The 19,570-nt window shown below is 65.3% G+C and carries 20 protein-coding genes; 6 read left to right on the forward strand and 14 right to left on the reverse strand.

The annotated features are described in order from the left end of the window. Positions 1–45 precede the first annotated feature (45 nt). Positions 46–957 (forward strand): zinc metalloprotease HtpX, encoded by a 912-nt coding sequence (gene htpX, locus SB749_RS01775; protein WP_410708727.1) that lies wholly within the window; start codon positions 46–48, stop codon positions 955–957. Positions 958–1,004: 47 nt separating this feature from the next. Beyond that, positions 1,005–1,604, forward strand: coding sequence for a PspA-associated protein PspAB (gene pspAB / locus SB749_RS01780; RefSeq protein ID WP_410708728.1), 600 nt, complete (start codon positions 1,005–1,007; stop codon positions 1,602–1,604). A gap of 112 nt (positions 1,605–1,716) precedes the next feature. On the opposite strand, the gene SB749_RS01785 is transcribed toward pspAB, so the two are convergent. The 3 genes from SB749_RS01785 to SB749_RS01795 all read right to left on the reverse strand — a co-directional run bounded on the left by SB749_RS01785 (position 1,717) and on the right by SB749_RS01795 (position 3,763). Beyond that, entirely contained in the window at positions 1,717–1,935 is a 219-nt protein-coding gene (locus tag SB749_RS01785; RefSeq protein ID WP_264799629.1) for an RNA-binding S4 domain-containing protein, read from the reverse strand. After that, positions 1,935–2,765, reverse strand: a complete 831-nt coding sequence (locus tag SB749_RS01790) for a hypothetical protein (RefSeq protein ID WP_410708729.1) — start codon at positions 2,763–2,765, stop codon at positions 1,935–1,937. The genes SB749_RS01785 and SB749_RS01790 overlap by 1 nt, the downstream gene beginning before the upstream one ends. Before the next feature lie 248 nt (positions 2,766–3,013). Beyond that, complete coding sequence (locus SB749_RS01795; protein WP_410708730.1) at positions 3,014–3,763, reverse strand: sulfite exporter TauE/SafE family protein; 750 nt, start codon at positions 3,761–3,763, stop codon at positions 3,014–3,016. Positions 3,764–3,839: 76 nt separating this feature from the next. Here SB749_RS01795 and SB749_RS01800 point away from each other — a divergent pair, with 76 nt between their 5' ends. Next, a complete protein-coding gene (locus tag SB749_RS01800) occupies positions 3,840–4,607 on the forward strand; it encodes a DUF1707 domain-containing protein (RefSeq protein WP_410708731.1) in 768 nt (255 codons plus the stop codon). A 76-nt stretch (positions 4,608–4,683) separates the two neighbouring features. On the opposite strand, the gene SB749_RS01805 is transcribed toward SB749_RS01800, so the two are convergent. The 6 genes from SB749_RS01805 to SB749_RS01830 all read right to left on the reverse strand — a co-directional run bounded on the left by SB749_RS01805 (position 4,684) and on the right by SB749_RS01830 (position 10,939). Next, positions 4,684–5,067 (reverse strand): hypothetical protein, encoded by a 384-nt coding sequence (locus SB749_RS01805; RefSeq protein ID WP_410708733.1) that lies wholly within the window; start codon positions 5,065–5,067, stop codon positions 4,684–4,686. Positions 5,068–5,269: 202 nt separating this feature from the next. Further along, positions 5,270–6,913 carry a chaperonin GroEL gene (gene groL / locus SB749_RS01810; RefSeq protein ID WP_039208485.1) on the reverse strand — a complete coding sequence of 548 codons (1,644 nt, stop codon included), beginning with the start codon at positions 6,911–6,913 and terminating at the stop codon, positions 5,270–5,272. A gap of 775 nt (positions 6,914–7,688) precedes the next feature. Continuing rightward, the gene (locus SB749_RS01815; RefSeq protein ID WP_025780447.1) at positions 7,689–7,892 is read right to left on the reverse strand and encodes a cold-shock protein; all 204 of its coding nucleotides are present in this window, start codon (positions 7,890–7,892) and stop codon (positions 7,689–7,691) included. 449 nt (positions 7,893–8,341) lie between these two features. Continuing rightward, positions 8,342–8,905, reverse strand: coding sequence for a LytR C-terminal domain-containing protein (locus tag SB749_RS01820; protein ID WP_181270737.1), 564 nt, complete (start codon positions 8,903–8,905; stop codon positions 8,342–8,344). Positions 8,906–8,907: 2 nt separating this feature from the next. After that, positions 8,908–9,174: a DUF3263 domain-containing protein gene (locus tag SB749_RS01825; protein WP_025780444.1), complete on the reverse strand. Its 267-nt coding sequence runs from the start codon at positions 9,172–9,174 to the stop codon at positions 8,908–8,910. A 298-nt stretch (positions 9,175–9,472) separates the two neighbouring features. Next, a complete protein-coding gene (locus SB749_RS01830; RefSeq protein ID WP_410708734.1) occupies positions 9,473–10,939 on the reverse strand; it encodes an aldehyde dehydrogenase family protein in 1,467 nt (488 codons plus the stop codon). A gap of 183 nt (positions 10,940–11,122) precedes the next feature. Here SB749_RS01830 and SB749_RS01835 point away from each other — a divergent pair, with 183 nt between their 5' ends. Beyond that, complete coding sequence (locus tag SB749_RS01835; protein WP_410708735.1) at positions 11,123–11,824, forward strand: uracil-DNA glycosylase; 702 nt, start codon at positions 11,123–11,125, stop codon at positions 11,822–11,824. Between the two features lie 24 nt (positions 11,825–11,848). Here the strand turns inward: SB749_RS01835 and SB749_RS01840 are convergent, their stop codons facing one another. Together SB749_RS01840 and SB749_RS01845 are read right to left on the reverse strand one after the other, a co-directional pair. Further along, positions 11,849–13,756, reverse strand: coding sequence for a threonine/serine exporter ThrE family protein (locus SB749_RS01840; protein ID WP_410708737.1), 1,908 nt, complete (start codon positions 13,754–13,756; stop codon positions 11,849–11,851). After that, positions 13,753–15,033 carry an amidohydrolase gene (locus SB749_RS01845; RefSeq protein WP_410708738.1) on the reverse strand — a complete coding sequence of 427 codons (1,281 nt, stop codon included), beginning with the start codon at positions 15,031–15,033 and terminating at the stop codon, positions 13,753–13,755. The genes SB749_RS01840 and SB749_RS01845 overlap by 4 nt, the downstream gene beginning before the upstream one ends. A gap of 289 nt (positions 15,034–15,322) precedes the next feature. Between SB749_RS01845 and SB749_RS01850 the strand changes: the two genes are divergently transcribed. Next, positions 15,323–16,267, forward strand: coding sequence for an SGNH/GDSL hydrolase family protein (locus SB749_RS01850; RefSeq protein ID WP_410708739.1), 945 nt, complete (start codon positions 15,323–15,325; stop codon positions 16,265–16,267). Further along, positions 16,264–17,028: an alpha/beta hydrolase gene (locus tag SB749_RS01855; protein ID WP_410708740.1), complete on the forward strand. Its 765-nt coding sequence runs from the start codon at positions 16,264–16,266 to the stop codon at positions 17,026–17,028. The genes SB749_RS01850 and SB749_RS01855 overlap by 4 nt, the downstream gene beginning before the upstream one ends. Positions 17,029–17,037: 9 nt before the next feature. On the opposite strand, the gene SB749_RS01860 is transcribed toward SB749_RS01855, so the two are convergent. From SB749_RS01860 to SB749_RS01870, 3 genes are read right to left on the reverse strand one after another with little or no spacing between them, the layout of a single operon-like run. Next, the gene (locus SB749_RS01860; RefSeq protein ID WP_410708741.1) at positions 17,038–17,958 is read right to left on the reverse strand and encodes a tryptophan 2,3-dioxygenase; all 921 of its coding nucleotides are present in this window, start codon (positions 17,956–17,958) and stop codon (positions 17,038–17,040) included. A 17-nt stretch (positions 17,959–17,975) separates the two neighbouring features. After that, positions 17,976–18,302 carry a protealysin inhibitor emfourin gene (locus tag SB749_RS01865; RefSeq protein WP_410708742.1) on the reverse strand — a complete coding sequence of 109 codons (327 nt, stop codon included), beginning with the start codon at positions 18,300–18,302 and terminating at the stop codon, positions 17,976–17,978. Further along, a complete protein-coding gene (locus SB749_RS01870) occupies positions 18,299–19,423 on the reverse strand; it encodes a M4 family metallopeptidase (protein WP_410708743.1) in 1,125 nt (374 codons plus the stop codon). The genes SB749_RS01865 and SB749_RS01870 overlap by 4 nt, the downstream gene beginning before the upstream one ends. Positions 19,424–19,570: the final 147 nt, after the last annotated feature.

Raw genomic sequence — 19,570 nt, forward strand, 5'->3', positions numbered from 1 at the left:
TCTTCGACAGTGGGCCGGTTCTGCCACTGCCAGAGAGGAATCCCGGTGAAGAATCGCTTCGTCAAAGACAACGGACTGACCATGCGGATGGGATGGACGATCTTCCTCAACGGCCTCATCTATGTCGTGCTCATCCTCGCGATCTGGATGATCATCGGCCAGAGCGTCGGCGGCGTCATCATCGCCGTCCTCATCAGCGCTGGCGCGTTCTTCTTCCAGTGGTACTTCTCCGACAAGATCGCCATGCGTGCCATGGGCGGACGGGAGGTCTCCCCCGAGGAGGCTCCGGAGCTGCATACGATCGTCGACCGACTCTGCCAGCTGGCCGATTCGACGAAGCCCCGCGTGGCCGTCTCGAACTCTCCGATCCCCAATGCCTTCGCCACCGGCCGCTCCCCTGAGCGCTCGGTGGTGTGCGTGACCCGTGGTCTGCTCGAGAAGCTCGACCGTGATGAGGTCGAGGTCGTGCTCGCTCACGAGCTCTCACACGTCGCCCACCGCGATGTCACGGTGATGACCGTTGCCGGCGTCACGGGAGTCGTCGCCGCACTGATGATGCGCGCCGGCTACTACATGAGCTTCGGACGGTCGAACAACAATAACAACGGCATTCCGATCCAGCTGCTCTTCATCCTCGTCGGAGCCGTCGTCTACGGGCTCTCGTTCGTCCTCATCCGCGCCCTCTCCCGGTATCGCGAGTTGGCCGCCGACCGCGCAGCAGCCATCCTCACCGGTGCACCGTCCACCCTGGCGTCGGCGCTGACGAAGCTCAGCGGAGACATGTCCAAGATTCCGGAGAAGGATCTGCGGTCGTCCGCCTCGGCGAACCACCTCGCCCTCATCCCCGCCATCAGCGGAAAGGCCGCCTTCGGCCAGCTCTTCTCCACTCACCCCTCACTCGAGAAGCGACTGGAGCAGCTGGCCCAGATCTCCGCCCAGCTCTCCCGCCCCGAGTGAGCACCCACCGCACCCTTTGAACTGCGCACCACCGAAATAGGAGCTCCATGGGATTCTTCGACGCACTGCTCGGTCGGTCCAAACCGAAACGGGCCAACCTCGACGACCTCTTCGCCCTGCCGCCGGCGGCACTGACGCTGCAGGCCGCAACCGGCTTCACCCCCACCGGCGTCGGAGCCGTCGCCTTCCGTCAGGTCGAGGGAGCCGCGTTCCAAACCGCTGAGTCCGAAAGCGTCGCCCTCATCGGCTCCGACCCGGCCGCCTCGGTGAGGCAGGAGAACGACGGCTTCGGATTCACGTGGCAGGTCGTTGCCGATGAGAACGCCGAGGTGGTCAACCTCGTCACGAACATCCACGCCGTGAACTCGGCGCTGGTCAACCAGGGCTTCGACACGATGCTGCTGTGCACCACCGTATACTTCGTCCACCCCGACGGGCGTCGGATGGCGTTGGTCTACCAGTACAAGCGCGGAACCTTCTATCCGTTCGTGCAATTGGGCCCGAAGCAGCGGGACAATCCCCTGGAGATCCAGGTCAAGGGCATCCTCTCCAACGAGTTGCCGTTCGAAGAGGACACGTCGAACTGGTCGGCTCTGTGGGATGCCCCGGGCATGAACGACACCCCGGGAGCTCCTGAATTGCAGTAGGGAGCTCAAGTCGAACAGACAGTAGTTCAGTCTGAACAGACAGCGTTTCAATCCGAACAGACAGATGGAGGGCGTCCCCGCGGGGACGCCCTCCTCTCATATCTGCAAACTGTCAGCCTTCCTCGGCAGCCACCTCGATGACTTCGCCGAGAGCTTCGATGCGGTCGCCGGGACGGATCGTGGCACCGCGGCGGGTCTCGACCTCACCGTTGACGCTGACCTCACCGTCGGCGATCATGTCCTTGGCCATGGCACCGTGTTCGGCGATTCCGTGGAGTTTGAGCAGCTGGCCGAGTCTGATCGAATCGCCGCGGATCTCGATCGTGTCCATCAGAACATGTCTCCGAATCCGTCGAACAGACCGCCGCCGTCACCGCCGTCGCCTCCGAAGAAGCCACCGCCGTCACCGCCGCCCATGTCGCCACCAGCGTCACCCATGTCTCCGCCGGCGTCGCCCATATCGCCGCCGTATGCGCCGTCCCAGCCGCCGCCCATGCCGCCGAACATCATGGCGCCCATGAGGACGCCGGGCAGCAGGCCGGAGCCGGCGTAGGAGTTGAAGTAGCCGCGGTTGTATTCGGCGTAGGCCGGTCCGGCCTCCCAGTAAGCGCGACGGGTGTGACCGTCACCGGTGACGACCTTGCGCACCAGCGGGTCGGCTCCGACGGCGACGCGTTCGGCGTCGGCGGCGCACACGGGCACGGGGCGCAGCTGGCCGCCGGCCGGGGCCCAGTCGATGTCTTCGACCGAGGGACCGTGCTGCGGGTTGAAGAAGCAGGGCGGACGACGCACCGGCAGGGGTTTGCCTTCGACCCGGGCGCGAACGCACTTGGCGGCGTAGCGGCCGTCTTCGAGCGCCTCGGTGACGTGGCGGATGTCAGTGGGTTCGGAGACCTTCTCGAGCGTCTCCTTCGCGACGTCGTACGAGTCGAGCGCCTGCTTGTAGTCCTGCGCTCCGCCCGTGTCGAGGTCGACGCCCGCGGTGATGACGTCGAGTTCGGCGACTTCCTCACCGAATGCGGTGACGTCCTCTTCAGCAGTCTTCTTCACCTGCTGAAGTTCAGCGGCGTGCAATTCCCGCTGCCGCTTCTTCTCCTTGCGGTGACCGATGAAGAAAACGGCCCCGAGAACTACGAGCAGCAACAGAAATACTTCAGTCACGATCCATGCCTCCCAGGCTAGCTTTGTCCTCGAACAGTATGCCCGATGAAACTGACAGACGTCTGAGCCTGTGCCCCACATCCGCTCAGTCCCTGACCGTCGACGACGGCTCAGACCCAGGCGGTGGAAGACCGCTGCACGAGATCATGCGACACCGGTGTGCGCAGGTCAGACGGCACCGGTCATCGCCCCGCGTACCACCGTCTCAGACGGCCTATGCGCCACCTCTTCAGACGAGCGCCACCGCCTCAGACGAGGGCCACAAGACCTTTGACCAAGGCCGCGATCCCGCCCCCGAATGCGAGGACCAGCATCCCGATCCGCGCTGCGCTCACGTCGATATGTCGGGAGAGCCAATCTCCTCCGGCGAGGCCCGCCACAAGGACGAGTCCGAGTCCGATCCAGACTCCGAGTTCCAGATGCGGCCAGGTCCCTCCGTCGATGATCACCTTCATCACCACCGCCGAGGCGGTCCCGACGACGAGGAACGGCTGCAGGGTGGCCGCGAACGACCGTTGTTCCCAGTTCGTCAGCACTGCGTAGGCGCTCACCGCCGGTCCCCCGGCTCCTGCCGCGGCGGACATCGCCCCGGAGAAGAGCCCGGCCGTCAGCCGTGTGCCGCCGTTCGCGGGAATCGTCCGCCCCAGCTTCCCCAAGGTCAGCGAACTGATGAGGGAGACGACGATGAGTGCGCCGATGAGGATCTGCAGCAGTGGGGTGGGCAGCGATGACGACAGCAGTGCGCCGGGGATGGTGCCGATCACCGCTCCCAAGGCAAGGTGTCGGAAGGGCGGCCATTCCACTTCGGCGAAGGTGCGGACGAAGACGGAGAATGAGGCGACGATTCCGCAGATGTTGACGAGGATGACGCCGCTGAACGGGTCGAGGAGGAGAACGAGGAAAGGGCCGCTGACCAAGCCGAATCCCATCCCGGTGACGCGTTGGGACAATGCGCCGAGGAACACGGCGAAGAGGATGAGCACGACGACGGGTTCCACTCGATCGAGTCTAGTCCAGCCCGATTCCCGGCTGATCCTCAGTCTCACCGCTGACCGCGGGGTTAGAGTATTCACCATGAACGCCAGTCCCCTCTGGTCGCGGTTCAGCGCAGATCCCCGATCGTATGGGCAGGTCCGGGCCTCTGATGCCGATCGCGCGGTCGTCAGTGATGTCCTCTCGGAGGGTTATGCCCTCGGTCAGCTCGACGTTGAGGAGTTCGATGAACGCACCGAGGCGGCTGCGAAGATCAAGACGCTCGGTGAAGTACCAGCGCTGATCGAGGATCTCGTCCTCGCCGATCCGGCCGAGGTCGAACCTGGCAGGCTCGACGACGCAGGTCGCGCGCAGGCCCTGGCTCGCCTCGAGGCAGAGCGAGTGCCGATCACGCCGGAGCAGATCGATGCCGCGGCGCAGAAGTACTACCGGGACCGGGTGCGCCGGTCACTGCTGGGTGCAGTCGCCGGGCCAGTCGGGATCGTGCTGGCGATCTGGGCGATCTCATCGATCGCATCTGGAGGGTTCATCTTCTTCTGGCCGATCTTCGTCATCATTCCCTCGCTGCTCGGCGGTTTAGGGCACATCGCACGTAAGGACGAGATCATCCGCAATCGGAAGAAGGAGCTCACCCGCAGAGCTCGGGCCCAGCTCGGGGATGCTGAGGCCAAGCGACAGCTCGAAGAGGGCGAAGCCCCCGAGCGGGACTATGAAGCCGACTTCGGCACAGGCCTGCAACCGCCGCATCCGTCCCATCCGCCGTACTCTCCCGGACAGATCTCACGCCGGGAAGAGCGGGACCGGCACCGGTCGCATCGCCGCTACAACCGCGATAACCCCTGGGACTGAGGGCACAGCTCAGGTCCAGCGGACCCTGTTCTGGCTCAGGCTTGGAAGATCCGGATCTGACAGGTCCCGATCTGGCTCAGACCTGGAAGATTCTCATCTGCCCGAAGTCCTGAGCTTTGTGCGTGGTGAACCACATCGTGTGCGAAAAGTGCCGCAGGTCGTCGCCGTCGGCCTCGGCCTGCCAGTATCCCCATGCGGCCGCGGCCTTGCCGTGGGTGACCGCAGCTTCGAGGTGACCGACCTCGTGAGACTGGCCGGACAACTTCAACAGCGCCTCGACGACGGCGTCCATACCCGTGTGGGTTTCAACGTCAGAGGCGTGGACGATCTGCAGCACGCAGTCGTCGGCGATCACCTCGTTGAGTGCTTCTCTGTCGCCGTTGAAGAGATTCTCCTCGAACGTCGCGACGAAGACGTTCTTCGGACTGTTTCCGCAGGAATCGGTTCCGGTGAAGGTCATGGGTCCAGCCTATGCGGGGCGAGGCTGCGGAACAACGGGTCGGCGGGCCGCCTCGGCGATGGTGGTCGCCGACTCACGACGAGCGGACACGTCCGCGTGAACGATCTGACCATCGGGCCGGGATCCGGGAGTCGCAGCACGAGAACGGCCGTGCCGGCACCCCTGCGGGCACCGGCACGGCCGATCGAACAAGCGGTGGCTATCAGAAGCCCATGCCGCCCATTCCACCCATTCCGTCCATACCGGCAGCTGCGTCTGCACCTGCGGCGGCCTTCTCGGGCTTGTCGGCGACGACCGACTCGGTGGTGAGGAACAGACCGGCGATCGAGGCGGCGTTCTGCAGAGCAGAGCGGGTCACCTTGACCGGGTCGTTGATGCCGGCGGCCAGCAGGTCCTCGTACTCACCGGTTGCGGCGTTGAGACCGAATCCGGCTTCGAGGTTGGCGACCTTGTCGGCGACCACACCGGCTTCGAGGCCGGCGTTCGTGGCGATCTGCTTCAGCGGGGCTTCGATGGCAACCTTGACGATGTTGGCACCGGTGGCCTCGTCTCCCTCGAGTGCGAGGTCGGCGAATGCGGCCTTGCCAGCCTGGATGAGCGAGACGCCGCCACCGGCGACGATTCCCTCTTCCACAGCAGCCTTGGCGTTGCGCACGGCGTCTTCGATGCGGTGCTTGGTTTCCTTGAGCTCAACCTCGGTGGCGGCTCCGGCCTTGATGACTGCAACACCGCCGGCCAGCTTGGCCAGACGTTCCTGCAGCTTCTCACGGTCGTAGTCGGAGTCTGAGTTCTCGATCTCGGCGCGGATCTGAGCGACCCGTCCGGCGATCTCCTCGGCGTCTCCGGCGCCCTCGACGATGGTGGTCTCGTCCTTGGTGATGACGACCTTGCGGGCGGTGCCCAGCAGATCGGTGGTCACGCTGTCGAGCTTGAGCCCGACTTCCTCGGACACGACCTGGCCACCGGTGAGGATGGCGATGTCGGCGAGCTGAGCCTTGCGACGGTCACCGAAGCCCGGAGCCTTGACGGCCACGGACTTGAAGGTGCCCTTGAGCTTGTTCAGCACCAGGACGGCCAGGGCTTCGCCCTCGACGTCTTCGGCGATGATGAACAGCGGCTTGTTGGACTGCTGAACCTTCTCGAGGACGGGCAGCAGATCCTTCACGTTCGAGATCTTGGAGTTGACGATGAGGATGTAGGGATCCTCAAGGACAGCTTCCTGGCGATCGGTGTCGGTGACGAAGTAACCGGAGATGTAGCCCTTGTCGAAGCGCATACCCTCGGTCAGTTCGAGCTCGAGTCCGAAGGTGTTGGACTCCTCGACGGTGACGACGCCTTCCTTGCCGACCTTGTCGATGGCCTCGGCGATCAGTTCGCCGATTGCAGGATCTCCGGCGGAGATGCCAGCGGTGGCGGCGATCTGTTCCTTGGTCTCGATGTCGATGGCGTTGTTCAGCAGCACGTTCGTGACGGCCTCAACGGCCTTCTCGATGCCGCGCTTGAGGCTGAGCGGATCAGCACCGGCTGCCACGTTGCGCAGGCCCTCGCGGACGAGGGCCTGTGCGAGCACGGTAGCGGTGGTGGTTCCGTCGCCTGCGACGTCGTCAGTCTTCTTGGCGACTTCCTTGACGAGTTCGGCGCCGATCTTCTCGTAGGGGTCCTCGAGTTCGATCTCCTTGGCAATGGAGACGCCATCGTTGGTGATGGTCGGTGCGCCCCACTGCTTTTCGAGCACGACATTGCGACCGCGGGGTCCAAGGGTCACCTTGACCGCGTCCGCAAGCTGGTTGAGGCCAGCTTCGAGTCCTCGACGAGCTTCTTCGTCGAATGCAATCATCTTTGCCATAGTGGCTTAGATCCTCCCTGATGGAGTGGAGTGGGAATCCAGAGCAGTCATCAACGCCCGCGACGGCAGAGAGTGTGTCCGCATGTTCCATTCCACATATGGACCACGCTCTCGAGACGACTGGTGGGAACCCATCGGTTTTCACCAGTACTAGATTTAGCACTCTCCCCATGCGAGTGCAAATATTTGTCGCCCGCCAAGATGGGCGAGGACAGTTCGGATCCGCGAGCTGGCGGCGCGCGAAGGAGTCGGGGAGGGCAGTTCGGCCCAGCGCGAAACGCTTGGCGCAGGCGGCGCAGGCGGCGGTGCAGGTGGCACACCTGCTGCAGTGCAGGTGGTGCAAGTGGCGCAGGCGGCGGTGGCGCGGGCCTCAGATCCTGCCCGCCGCTCGTGCCCCGAGCCTGCGAACAGGCTCCGACCGCGGCCCGCAGGTCGACTCCAGAGGCCTCCCCGTCCGCACTCCAGGCTTTCGGTACTGTCTACTCTGAAAAACACACCGAGGAAAGTGAGCAATACGAAACAAGGTGGTCAATTACGCCGATTGATCCGTGACCAGCAAGTCGCAGGCATCAAATGGACACGAGGCGCCGAGGGCCCCGCCGGCTCTCCCCCCCGCAGGCACCCCGCCAGCAGCCACTCCCTCGCGCTGGCACTGAAAAGCGCCGAGCAGTTGCCTGCTCGGCGCTTCCCCCGTGCGATTGGTGCCGGTCGGCCCGAAAGCCGTTCCGACGCCCCGCCGCAGCGGATCAGAAAACTGTGCTGACAGCAGCCAGTCTCAGAGGAGGGTGACGGACTCCGCCTGAGGACCCTTTTGTCCTTCTCCAACTTCGAACTGAACCTGCTGGCCCTCTTCGAGAGAGCGGTAGCCGTCCATCTGGATTGCGCTCCAGTGAACGAACACGTCCTGGTTGTCGCCTTCGAGGGTGATGAATCCATAGCCCTTTTCAGCGTTGAACCACTTGACGGTACCTTGTGCCATTACTTCTCCATACAGTGCAGTGCCATTGAAATCCCGCATCGCAGCCGCGATCAGATGACCCCACCCGAGATACGGAAGCTAGTAAAACTCAACTGACCCCGCGACTTCTCTCATTGACCTCTAGAGAATAATCTCGGTGAAGCACGAATAGAACACAAGGTGCTGTGCTTGCCTAGCTGTTGCAACTCTACCGCAGGCACGCATCCCGCCTAGAGTGGTTCAGCACTGTTATAGATTCGTTATCTAAGGGTTTCTGCCCAGTTCACAGCAGGGATCGCGGCGAATGAAATCAGACCGTTCGGTCAGAAATTCGCCGAGGCGGCCCGCACGGTCACGACCCGACCGCAACCGAGGAGTCCCGCCGACTCATGCCCTTACGACCGAAGCGGCCGAGCCCGAACCGATCCCGCCGACTCAGCTGCGCTGCCGCGCCGCCGAACCGCATAGGATCACTCCGAGTCCCCGCCTTCGCTGGACTCGGGTCCACGATCGGCGATGTCCGAACAGATGACGACGGTGACGTCGGCTTCGAAGTCGGACGAGGCCTCCGTGGCAGAGACTCCCAGCGACTTGGCGACGAGCTTGGCCTGGGACGCGTTCTCTTCGCCGTTGTAGTACACGGTCGAATCAGTGAGGTTCGTCGAATAGTTGCCGACCTGCCCGAGTTTCCAGCCCTTCTCCTCGACCGCCTCGGAGAACTTCTTCGCAGCACCGGAGACGCCGGAGCCGTTGAGGACGTCGACGGTGATCGAGTCGTCTGCGACGCTGACCTCGCTCTCACTCGGCGAGGGTTCGGCCGACGCCGATTCGGAGGCCGGAGGGTCGGCGATCTTCGACTCGGGATTGCCCATCGAGGAGAAGATGATGTTGATGGCGGCCACGACCAGCAGCACGGCGACCAGGGCGAGGATGATGACCAGCGAGATGGCACCGATGTTCGACGACGCCGCGGACTCCTGTCGATGGGCACCGCTGCGCCGTCCGGGCTCGATCTCGTCGAATTCGTCGGTCATGTCTACCTCGAGACGCGGGCTTGGGCGCGTTCGCTCTGCCGCGTGCTGCGGATTCGGCGAAGGCGCTTGACCAGCATGGGGTCGCTGGCCAGAGCTGCAGGGTTGTCGAGAAGCGAGTTGAGTATCTGGAAGTAACTGGTGGCTGACATATCGAAGCGCTCACGGATCGCGTGGTCCTTGGCGCCTCCGTATTTCCACCACCGCCGCTCGAACTCCAAAACGGCCACCTCGAGCTCGCTCAGTTCTGAGGTGTCGTCGTTCGGCGGCATAGAGGTTGTGCTCCTTCGAGAGGTGTCTGTGCTTCTATATTATCGCCCGATCGGCGGTACTGAAATTTCCGGCGCGCCGCCGCGGATGTGAGGTCGGTCCCCGAACGGCCCAAGTCAGTCCCCAACTAACCGCACCACCCCGCCGCACGGCACCGGATCGGTGACCATGACGACGGGGTGAAGGGAACGACCTTCGCCGAGGCGGGGCCGCCTCGGCGGACCGGGTGACCCGATCGCCAGGATCGGGTCGACCCCGCGTTCGACCGCGAGGGCAGACCCGCCTCGGCGGGGAAAAGGATCAGCGGATGCGGATGTTGACCTGCTTGATCTGGGTGAATCCCTCGAGCATCCCTTCCAGCGATGCCTCGCGGCCGAAGCCCGAGGTCTTCATGCCGCCGTAGGACTGACCGGCCAGCTGGCCGCCGCCCTGATTGACCTGGACCCAGCCGGACTCGATGCGGTTGGCCATGGTCAGGGCTGCGTCCACATCCTTGGTGAAGACGAAGGCCGCGAGACCGAAGTCGGAGTCGTTGGCCATATCGATGACCTCGTCGATGTCCTTCCACGGGATGACGGAGAGGACGGGGCCGAAGATCTCTTCGCGGCTGGTCTGCCAGTCGTTCTTCGCCTTCGAGAAGATCACGGGCGCGTGGTAGAAGCCGGGTTCGCCGACTTCCAGCAAATCGGAGCCGTCATAGGCGATCTCGACGCCGTCCATCGCCTTGCCCATCTCGATGTAGCTGGCGACCTGGTCGTACTGCTTCTGGTTGATGATGCAGCCGATGTCGGTGGATTCATCGCGGGGGTCGCCGACCTTCATCTTCGACACCGCGTCGACGAGCTTGGACAGGAAATCGTCGTAGATGTCTTCGTGGAGGAACAGGCGCGAGCCCATGGTGCACGACTGGCCCTGGCGGGCGAAGCGGGTGGACAGTAGCACCTGCTCGAGGGTGTCGTCGTCGTTCGAGTCCGGGAAGATGATGTTCGGGGACTTGCCGCCGAGCTCCATCGACGAATGTGCGAGTCGACCACCGGCCAGCTCGGCGACGTGACGGCCGACGCTCGTCGATCCGGTGAATGAGACCTTGTCGACGTCGGGGTGGACGTTGAGGGCCTCACCGATGACCGAGCCCTTGCCGGTGACAACGTTGAGCACACCGGCAGGGAGGATGTCGGCGATGATCTCGGCCATCTTGAGGATGGTCAGCGGTGCATCCTCGGCGCATTTGAGGACGATCGTGTTGCCGGCGGCGATCGCGGCGGGGGTCTTGAAGGCGGCGATCATCAGCGGCGAGTTCCACGGCAGGATGCCGGCGACGACACCCAGGGGCACGCGCTTGGTGTACTGGAGCTGCTTGTCTCCGGCGGGCAGGGTGTTGCCCTTGACTTCGCCGGCGACGCCGCCCATGTAGCGGAACAGGTCGGCCAGGATGATCGTCTCCGGGCGAGCCTGGGTGCGGATCGCGTTGCCGGTGTCGAGAGCGGTCAGCTGGGCGAGCTCCTCCGAGGCGGCTTCGAGCGCATCGGCACAGGCCAGAAGCTTCTTCTGGCGTTCTTTGAACGGAAGGGCCGCCCACTCGGGGAAGGCCTTCCGTGCGGCTTTGACGGCGCGGTCGGCGTCGGCCTCTTTGCCGTTGGGCACCTTGGCGATGACGACGTTGCGGTCGATCGGGGTGATGACATCGGTGGTGTCGCCGTCAGCGGCGTCGACCCACTGACCGCCGATGAGCATCTTCCAGTTCTTGGCCTCTGGGAATTCCGACATTTCGGTCCTTTCGTTCAACGATGAACTCCTTAGGCTGAGCATAACGCGTAGCGCCGAACGGCAATACACCGGTTCGGTAGGCGATCGCGCACACCCGCTCTGCGCTCCGTGCACGTGCGCGCAGGTCGATTCCCACCCTCGCCGAGGCGGCGCCGACCATAGTGCATCGCTACACTCGTGCCCATGACGTCGACGCCTCCGATGACCGAGATCATGTCCCCCGACTGGGCGAACGCCCTGGCCGGAGTGGAGGAGCGCATCCATTCGATGGGCGACTTCCTCCGCGACGAGATCGCCGCCGGCCGCGCCTACCTGCCCTCCGGGGACTTCGTCTTCCGCGCCTTCGCCGAACCGCTGTCCGAGGTCAAGGTCCTCATCGTCGGCCAGGACCCCTATCCGACGCCCGGCCACGCCATCGGCCTGTCATTCGCCGTCGACCCCGATGTCCGCCCCCTGCCGCGGTCGCTGGGCAACATCTACAAGGAACTCGAGTCCGACCTCGGGATTCCGCCGGCCGCGCACGGGGACCTGCGCGCCTGGTCACGCCAGGGAGTCATGCTGCTCAACCGCGCCCTCACCGTCTCCCCCGGCGAACCCGCCTCCCACCGCGGCAAAGGATGGGAGGAGATCACGGAACGGGCAATCACCGCGCTGATCGAACGCGATCAGCCGCTTGTTGCGATCCTCTGGGGCCGCGATGCCCGGAACCTCGCTCCCCTGCTGACATCAGGGAACGCCGAGGTGGCCATCATCGAATCCGCGCATCCTTCACCTCTGTCGGCACGGCGGGGGTTCTTCGGCTCGCGACCGTTCTCGCGCACGAATGAGTTGCTCGCCCAGAAGGGCATCGACCCGATCGATTGGGCTCTGCCGGATCAGGTCTGAGTCCAAATTGATGGTGAGCCCGGATCAGATCTGAATCGGACCGGTGTCGGCCTCGTCCGAGGCCCCCGCTCCTCCGGGCCCACTCGACTGCGTCTTCGCGCCTCCGGACTCGCCCGATTGAGCCTTCGCTCCCCCGGATCCACTCGACTGGGTCTTCGCGCCACCGGGCTGCACCGAGTCGATGACAGAGGTCGAGGTCTCGCCGCTGCGCACCTCTTCGACCTTCTCCTCGGCCGAGCTCCGGCTCTTGAGGTTCTTCAGCGGCAGCGCCAGATAGCTGCCGAGCACAGCGCCGACTGCGAGCGCCGCATTCGCCAGGATCGCGGTGAACAGCGAGGACAGACCCACGGCGAAGGAGACGTTCTCCGACTCCGACGCGATCTGATAGACGGCGGTGAAGATCGACAGTCCCTGCAGCAGGGTGTAGATGCCGGGGATCATGAGCACGATCGCCGGCGCTCCCAGCCGCAGCGCCAGCGGCCGCGACAGAAATCCGGTGACGGTGGCCGCCAGCAGGCTGGCAAGCACATTGTCGACGTCCAACAGTGTCAGCGACATCATCGTGATGTGCGAAGCGAGGCCGACGAGCGCCGCCGGCAGGATGAACCGGCGCCTGGCCGACATCGCCACCGCACCCGACATCGCCACCACGGCCGCTGCCACCATCGACAGGATCGCCGTGACCACATGCGGGCTCGTCTTCGGCACGAGCACTTCGATATGACTGAGCCCGATGGCCTGACCGCACACGATTCCCAGAGCGATGCCGGAGACGATGCCGGCCAGAGTCATGAACACCCCGACCACGCGCCCGGCCGCGGTCAGCGGGAAGTTCGTCAGCGCATCCTGAACCGCCGAATACAGCGACTGCGTCGGCAGCAGCAGAACGATTCCGGCAGCCACGAGGTACTGCGGTGAGGCGATGATGCCCACGTCGCCGGCGATGGTGGCGATGAGCGTCGCCGAGGCGGCCTGCAGCGCCGTGGTGAAGAACGACGGCAGGTGGGTGCGACCGAGCAGCTTGCCGAACTGGAACACGACGATGGCCATCGTGATGCCCAGGGGAATCGCGATCGGCCCTCCCCCGAGCAGCAGGACGAGGGCACCGACCATGAAGCCCCAGGCACCGGTGGTGAACCATTCGGGGAACGGTCGCCGCTGCGTCCGTATCGCGTCGAGACGGCTGCGTGCCTCGTGGAATTCCAGACGTCCGTCGACGAGGTCGGTGACGAGCTTGTGCACCGAGGCGAGCTTCGCGAAATGCGTGGACTCACCGCGGTTGACCCGCATCACCGTCAGCAGACGTCCGTCCGAGGTCGAATAGTGCACGACGAGGGTGTTCGAGGTCAGATCGACCTCGACGGTGGCCAGACCGCAGGCGGTGCACGCGGCGATGACGGAGACCTCGACATCGCTGGTGCCGGCACCGGCGCGCATCATCATCGCCGCGATATCGGCGGCGAGGTCAAGGATCATCCGGGCTTCGTCTTCGCTCGGCTCATTCGCCTGCACGGGTGCCTGGTACGGGGTGCCCTTGAGCGCGGTGACGATCGGCACCGGCTGCGTGTTCTCCGTCGTACCGGAGACGAGTTTGCCCACGGTGCGCCGAGCAACCTTCTGGGCGATGCGCTGAGACGCACCGAGGTGGTCGGTGCGGGACTTCGACCGCCCGCCGCTGCGCTCGGACTTCGCCGCCTTCGCCGCCGCGGCCTTGGCGATGTCCTCAGGTTGGGGCTCCGGTGAGGAGTCCCGCAGTTCGGCAAGTCGCTGCAGTCGGGTGCGCTCGAGCAGCTCGCGCAGGGCCTGGGATCCGGCCTCCGGATTGCCGCCGGAGACCGGGGCCGGGGACGAACCGCGGACAGGGCCCGGTTCGGTCGGGTCCTCGACCCGAACCTCGGTGGTGGTGGCGTCCTCGAGTTCTCTGTCGCTCACGGCTCGCTGATGAGTGTCGGGCCGAGCGGGTCGGCGATGTGCGCGGTTCCTGAGGCGGCGTCGTAGTCGAAGACGCGCCGGCCGGAGACGAAGACGGTCTCGGCGCGGGAGTTCAGATCGAGCGGATCGCCGGACCAGATGACGATATCGGCGTCACGGCCCACGGCCAAGGAGCCGAGGCGGTCCTCGAGGCCGAAAATCGCGGCCGGATTGATCGTCAGCGCTTCGATCGCGACGATCGGGTCGAGGCCTTCCTTCACGGCCAGCGAGGCTTCGTGGATGAGGAAGTTGATCGGGATGACCGGATGGTCGGTGGTCAGAGCGATGCGCACTCCCGCCTCGGCGAGGGAGGCCGCGGTGGCCAGGGTGCGGTCGCGCAGTTCGACCTTCGACCGGGAGGTCATCAGGGGCCCGAGGATGACGTCGATGCCCTTGGCGGCGATGAAGTCGGCGATCTTGTGGCCCTCGGTCCCGTGGTTGATGACGAGGCGGTAGCCGAATTCCTCGGACAGGCGGATGGCGGTGGCGATATCGTCGGCACGGTGGCAGTGCTGGTCCCAGGCGAGCTTGCCGTCGAGGACGTCGGCCAGGGTCTCCTTGACCAGGTCGCGGTCGAACGGGGTGCCGTCGGCTTCGGCTTGCGCACGGTTGGCCTGGTAGTTCCGCGCTTCGACGAAGGCGTCGCGGATGATCTTGACGGTGCCCATCCTCGTCGATGGGGTGACCTTCTTCTCCCCGTACACGCGTTTCGGGTTCTCGCCGAGTGCGGACTTCACGGACAGATCCTGCGTCACGAGCATTTCATCGACGATCCGACCCCAGGTCTTGAGGAAGGCGGTGCGACCGCCGATGGGATTGCCGGAACCGGGTTTGATAAGCGCCGAGGTGACACCCCCACGCAGCGCATCCTTGAATCCGAGATCGGTGGGGTCGATGCTGTCGAGCGCGCGCAGGCCCGCCCCGTTGGGATCGGTCATCTCGTTCGTATCGTCACCGGACCAGCCTTCACCGTCCTCATGCACGCCGAGGTGGCCGTGGGCTTCGATGAAACCGGGCAGGACCCAGCGTCCGTCGGCGTCGATGACCTCGGTGTCCGCGGGGAGGGATGAGGTGTCCACGGAGCCGGGGGCCACCTCGGTGATACGGCCGTCCCTGACCGTCAGCGTGCCGGATTCGATCGCCTCGGCACGGTTCCCGGACGCATCGGCCACGGGCACGATCCGCGCGTTCGCGATGACGAAATCTGTGGCTGCGGGGACCGGGACTGACCGATACATTCTGCTCCTAGCGAGGGGGTCGACGACGACGTCTGGCTGCGGTGTCGAGTGTACGCCACCCAAGGTTTCGGCGGGGCGACCTCGGGGCCGTTCGCCGCGTTGGCGGGAGGCTTCCGACGGGGCGCGTTCTCACCCTCTTCCCTCCCCAATTGCTACCTGACGGCGGCCCAGCAACCTCGCGCGAGGTTGCTGGGCCGCCGTCAGGTAGTAATGGGGGCTACCGCGGGGTAGGCCGAGTCGGGCCCAGCGTATAGTCTGGATGAGTCGCACGAAGAGAGAAGGATCCCTGATGCTTGAGCCGATCACCTCATACGTCGCAATCGGAGACTCGTTCAGTGAGGGTCTGATGGATCCCGACCCCAGGGTCGAGGACCGGTACCGCGGCTGGACCGACCGGCTCGCTCTCATGCTCACCGAGTCGTCGGTGGGCAGTCCGGACCTGTCCTATGCCAATCTGGCCATCCGGGGGCGTCTGCTCGACCGCATCGTCGATGACCAGGTGCCGCAGGTCCTCGAGATGAAGCCGGACCTCGTGAGCCTGTGCGCCGGAGGCAATGACTGCCTGCGTCCGAAGGCCGATATCGATGCCCTGGCCGCGAAGTTCGAACGCGCCGTGATCGCGATGCGTGAGGCCGGCATCGAGGTGCTCATGTGCAATGGCTTCGATACCGAGTTCAGCACCCCGCTCATCCGTGCGGTGCGTCCGCGCGTGGGAATCTACAACGCCCATCTGTGGTCGATCGCGCAGCGGCACGGCTGCCATATGGTCGACCTGTGGGGGCTGCGGTCGCTCTACGCCGCGGAGATGTGGGCCGATGACCGCATCCACCTGTCGACGAAGGGTCACCACCTCGTCGCCGAGCAGGCTCTGGCCACGCTTGAGAGCGGCCGCTCACTGCCGGCCAAGGGCTTCGGAGTTCCGGCACGTCCGACGCGGGCGATCCGAGAAGTGATGAGCGAGGAGTCGCGGTGGGCCCGTGAGTACCTGGCCCCGTGGGTCGGTCGCCGACTGCGCGGGCAGTCCTCCGGTGACACTCTCGACCCGAAGCTGTCGGAGCTCACCCGCGTCCGTGACCTCGTCGAACGCTCGCGTGAGGTCGACCGTGCGCGGGAGAACGGCGAGGCCGACGCCACCGACGAAGCGGGCACTGCCGGCCGGACCGGCTCGGGCGAAACCCGCGCAGGCGACGCCGACGCTGGTGGGGTGAACGCACCTCGGGGTTCCGAAGGATGAGCGTCGAATCCGTGCGCATCCCCGGACTCTCTGCCGCCGGGACCGACCTGGCTCCGGCGTTCCGGCACGCCTACGGGGAGGCCCCCGAGCAGTTCGTCGAGGTCTATGGTGACCCGGCGGCCGCCTCGGCGACGGTCATCTTCGTCCACGGAGGCTACTTCCGACCCCGCACCGATCTGTCCCATGCCCGACCATTGGCTCGGGCGCTGGCCGAGTCCGGAGTGCTCGTCGCCTCCGTCGAGTACCGCAGACTCGGCGGTCAGCCGCTCCTGCTCGACGATGTCACCGCGGCCATCGAGTCGGTGTGCGCCGAACTGCCGCGGTGGGGTGTGAGCGAGCGGGCGCGGGAGAATCTGGTCGTGTCGGGCCATTCGGCCGGTGGCTGCCTCGTCCTCGCCTGGGCCTCGCATCTGCCCGCGGAGGGACCCCGGATCCGTCTGCGTCCTCTGGCACCGGTGACCGATCTGCTGCGGGAGGTCGAGGGCAACCTCGGCGATGGGGCAGTCCTCGACTATATGGGTGTGCGGCCGGAAGTCGATATGGAAGCCTACCTGCGCCACGATCCCAGGTCACGGGCGGCCCTCATCCCGGCACGCGTCGACGTGCATTCGATCCACGGGGACGCCGATGCCACCGTCGACGTCGAATTCTCGCGTGTCTTCCCCGCGGCCCTGACCGAGCTGCCGGGGGCGAACCATGCCGATGTCATCGACCCCGACTCCCCGTTCTTCCCGCAGGTGAAGAGCCTGCTGCTCGGCTGAAGGTGCTGCTCAGATCCCGTCGGGGCTGATGCCGGGTCCGTTCTCGATGCCGGTGCGGATGTCGAAGAGCTCGGGGAAGAACGTGAGATCGAGCGCCTTCTGCAGGAATCCGACGCCGCTCGAACCACCCGTTCCGCGTTTCATGCCGATGATCCGCAGCACAGTGCGCATGTGCCTGTAGCGCCAGATCTGGAAGTTCTCCTCGAGGTCGACGAGTTCTTCGCAGCTCTCGTATTCCTGCCAGTACTTCTGCGGGTTCTCGTAGATGATGCGGAAGACATCGCACAGTTCCTCGTCGAAGGTGTGGGCGACCGATTTGTCTCGGTCGAGGAGTCGTTGGGGCACCGGAAGACCGCGGCGGGCCAGGCCGGCGAGGAACTCGTCGTAGATGCTCGGTTCCTCCAGATACTGCTCCAGGGCCGCACGCGCCTCGGGCTCACCGTCGAAGACCGGGAGCATGGCCCGATTCTTGTTGCCGAGCAGGAACTCCACGGCCCGGTACTGCCAGGACTGGAAGCCGGAGGCACGGCCGAGCTGGTCGCGGAACCCGACGTATTCGCTCGGTGTCAGCGTGGCGAGGACAGACCACTGCTCGGTCAGGGTCTTCTGGATGTGTTTGACCCGGGCGATGCGCTTGAGCGCGGTCTGCAGCTCATCGGCGGCGATGAGTCGCCGGGCGTCGAGGAGTTCGTGGATGACGAGCCGGAACCACAGTTCCGTGGTCTGGTGCTGGATGATGAAGAGCAGCTCGTCGTGGTGCTCGGGGCTGCTGACGGGGTGTTGGGCGTTCAGGAGCCGGTCGAGGTCGAGGTACGACCCGTATGTCATCGACTCCTTGAGGTCGGTGTGGACCCCGGCTTCGAGGTCGCGTTCGTTCTTCTCGGCCGTCGTCCGAGCGTCGCTGCTCGGGTCATGGTTGGTATCGGTCATGACCTCCAGCATAGGGGTCAGCCGGGTTGTCGCCTCTGTGGTTCGGCGACTTCCCGCACATCATCGACGAGCTGCCTCCACTCCGGCGGCATCTGCGACTCGCCGAAGCGCACTCGCCCGTACCGGCTTTCGATGAGGTAGGCGAACCGGTCGGCACCCGCCTGCCGCGGCGCATCCTCACTCTGCCCGCTGTCGGACCAGGGAAGTTCGGCGATGCGCGGACCGAGGTCATCCCGCCGAGAGCTCGCGTCGATGTCGACGTCCCAGACGAGCAGCATCCCGCCGATCCCGCCCGAGCGTTCGACGAGCAGGTGCCCGAACCCCTCGGCCGGTTTCTCGTTCACCAGCTGCTCCCCTGGTTTCCGCGTGCCGAACCTGAGTGGGAGATGCCCACGGTCTCCCACCCGGACACGATCGCATCGTGAACGTCGGATCCGGCTCCGAACTGGTCGGCCGCCTCGGCGATGGTGAGTTCTGCGAACTCCGCGAATTCGGTGCGCTGCGTGATCTCAGTTCCTGTGAGGACGGAGTACCAGACCTGTCCGACGCTTTCCCAGGCCGGGCCGCCCACGGCGGTGGCAGCGAGCGCGAAGGCCCGGTTCGGGATCCCGGAGTTGAGGTGGACCCCGCCGTTGTCGGAATCGGTGGTGACGAAATCGTCCATATGCGCCGGCTGGGGATCCTTGCCGAGGACGTCGTCGTCATAGGCCGTGCCGGGTTCGATCATGGAGCGCAGAGCACGGCCGGTCACCTCGGGGGTGAAGATTCCGGCACCGATGAGCCAGTCGGCGTCCTCAGCATTCTGTCCCGCGTCGTGCTGCTGGGTCAGGGCGCCGAAGACATCGGCGCAGTGCTCGTTGAGCGCTCCCGGTTGGCCGAAGTACTCGAGGTCGGCGGTGTGGCTGATGACACCGTGGGAGAGCTCGTGGCCGATGATCGACAGCGAACCGGTGAACCCGGTGAACACTTCGTCGTCGCCGTCGCCGAAGACCATGAGGCGGCCGTCGAAGAAGGCGTTGTCGTAGTCCTTGCCATAGTGGACGCTGGCCATGAGCGGCATTCCCGCACCATCGAGCGAATCGCGCCCGAACACCTCGGAGAACAGCGAATACGAAGCACCGAGCCCGTCATAGGCTTCGTTGACCGGCTCATCGTCGACGGGCTCTTCGCCCTCGGAGCGGACGAGTTCGCCGGGCAGCACCTCGGTGTTCTGCGCATCGTGGACGAGGCGCTGCAGGCCCGCCGGAGCGGGTGGGGCGAGCGCGGATTCGTCTCTGCCGAGATCGGCCGGAGGGGTATAGCGCAGTCCGGCCAAGCGCAGGTTCCGACAGCTCTCGTCGGACATCCGGCAGCTGGCCGCGGCGGCCGCGGCCTTCGGAAATCGCTCGGTGCCGCGCTCGGCGATCGCATCGAGAAGGTAGGGCGGAACGACACTGTGAAATGGGACGACGCTCTGAGAAACCATGACTCCAGCGTGCCACTTTCAGAGACGAACCGATAGGGAACCCGGCGCATTCGCGGCGGACTCCGGCACATCTGCGCCGGGCTCCGACGTTCAGCCCGATCGACCTGGCCGCGTCGAGGCCTCAGCCGATGGCCTGAACATAATCCA

Source organism: Brevibacterium sp. SIMBA_078, from assembly GCF_046534565.1.
Taxonomy (GTDB): Bacteria; Actinomycetota; Actinomycetes; order Actinomycetales; family Brevibacteriaceae; genus Brevibacterium.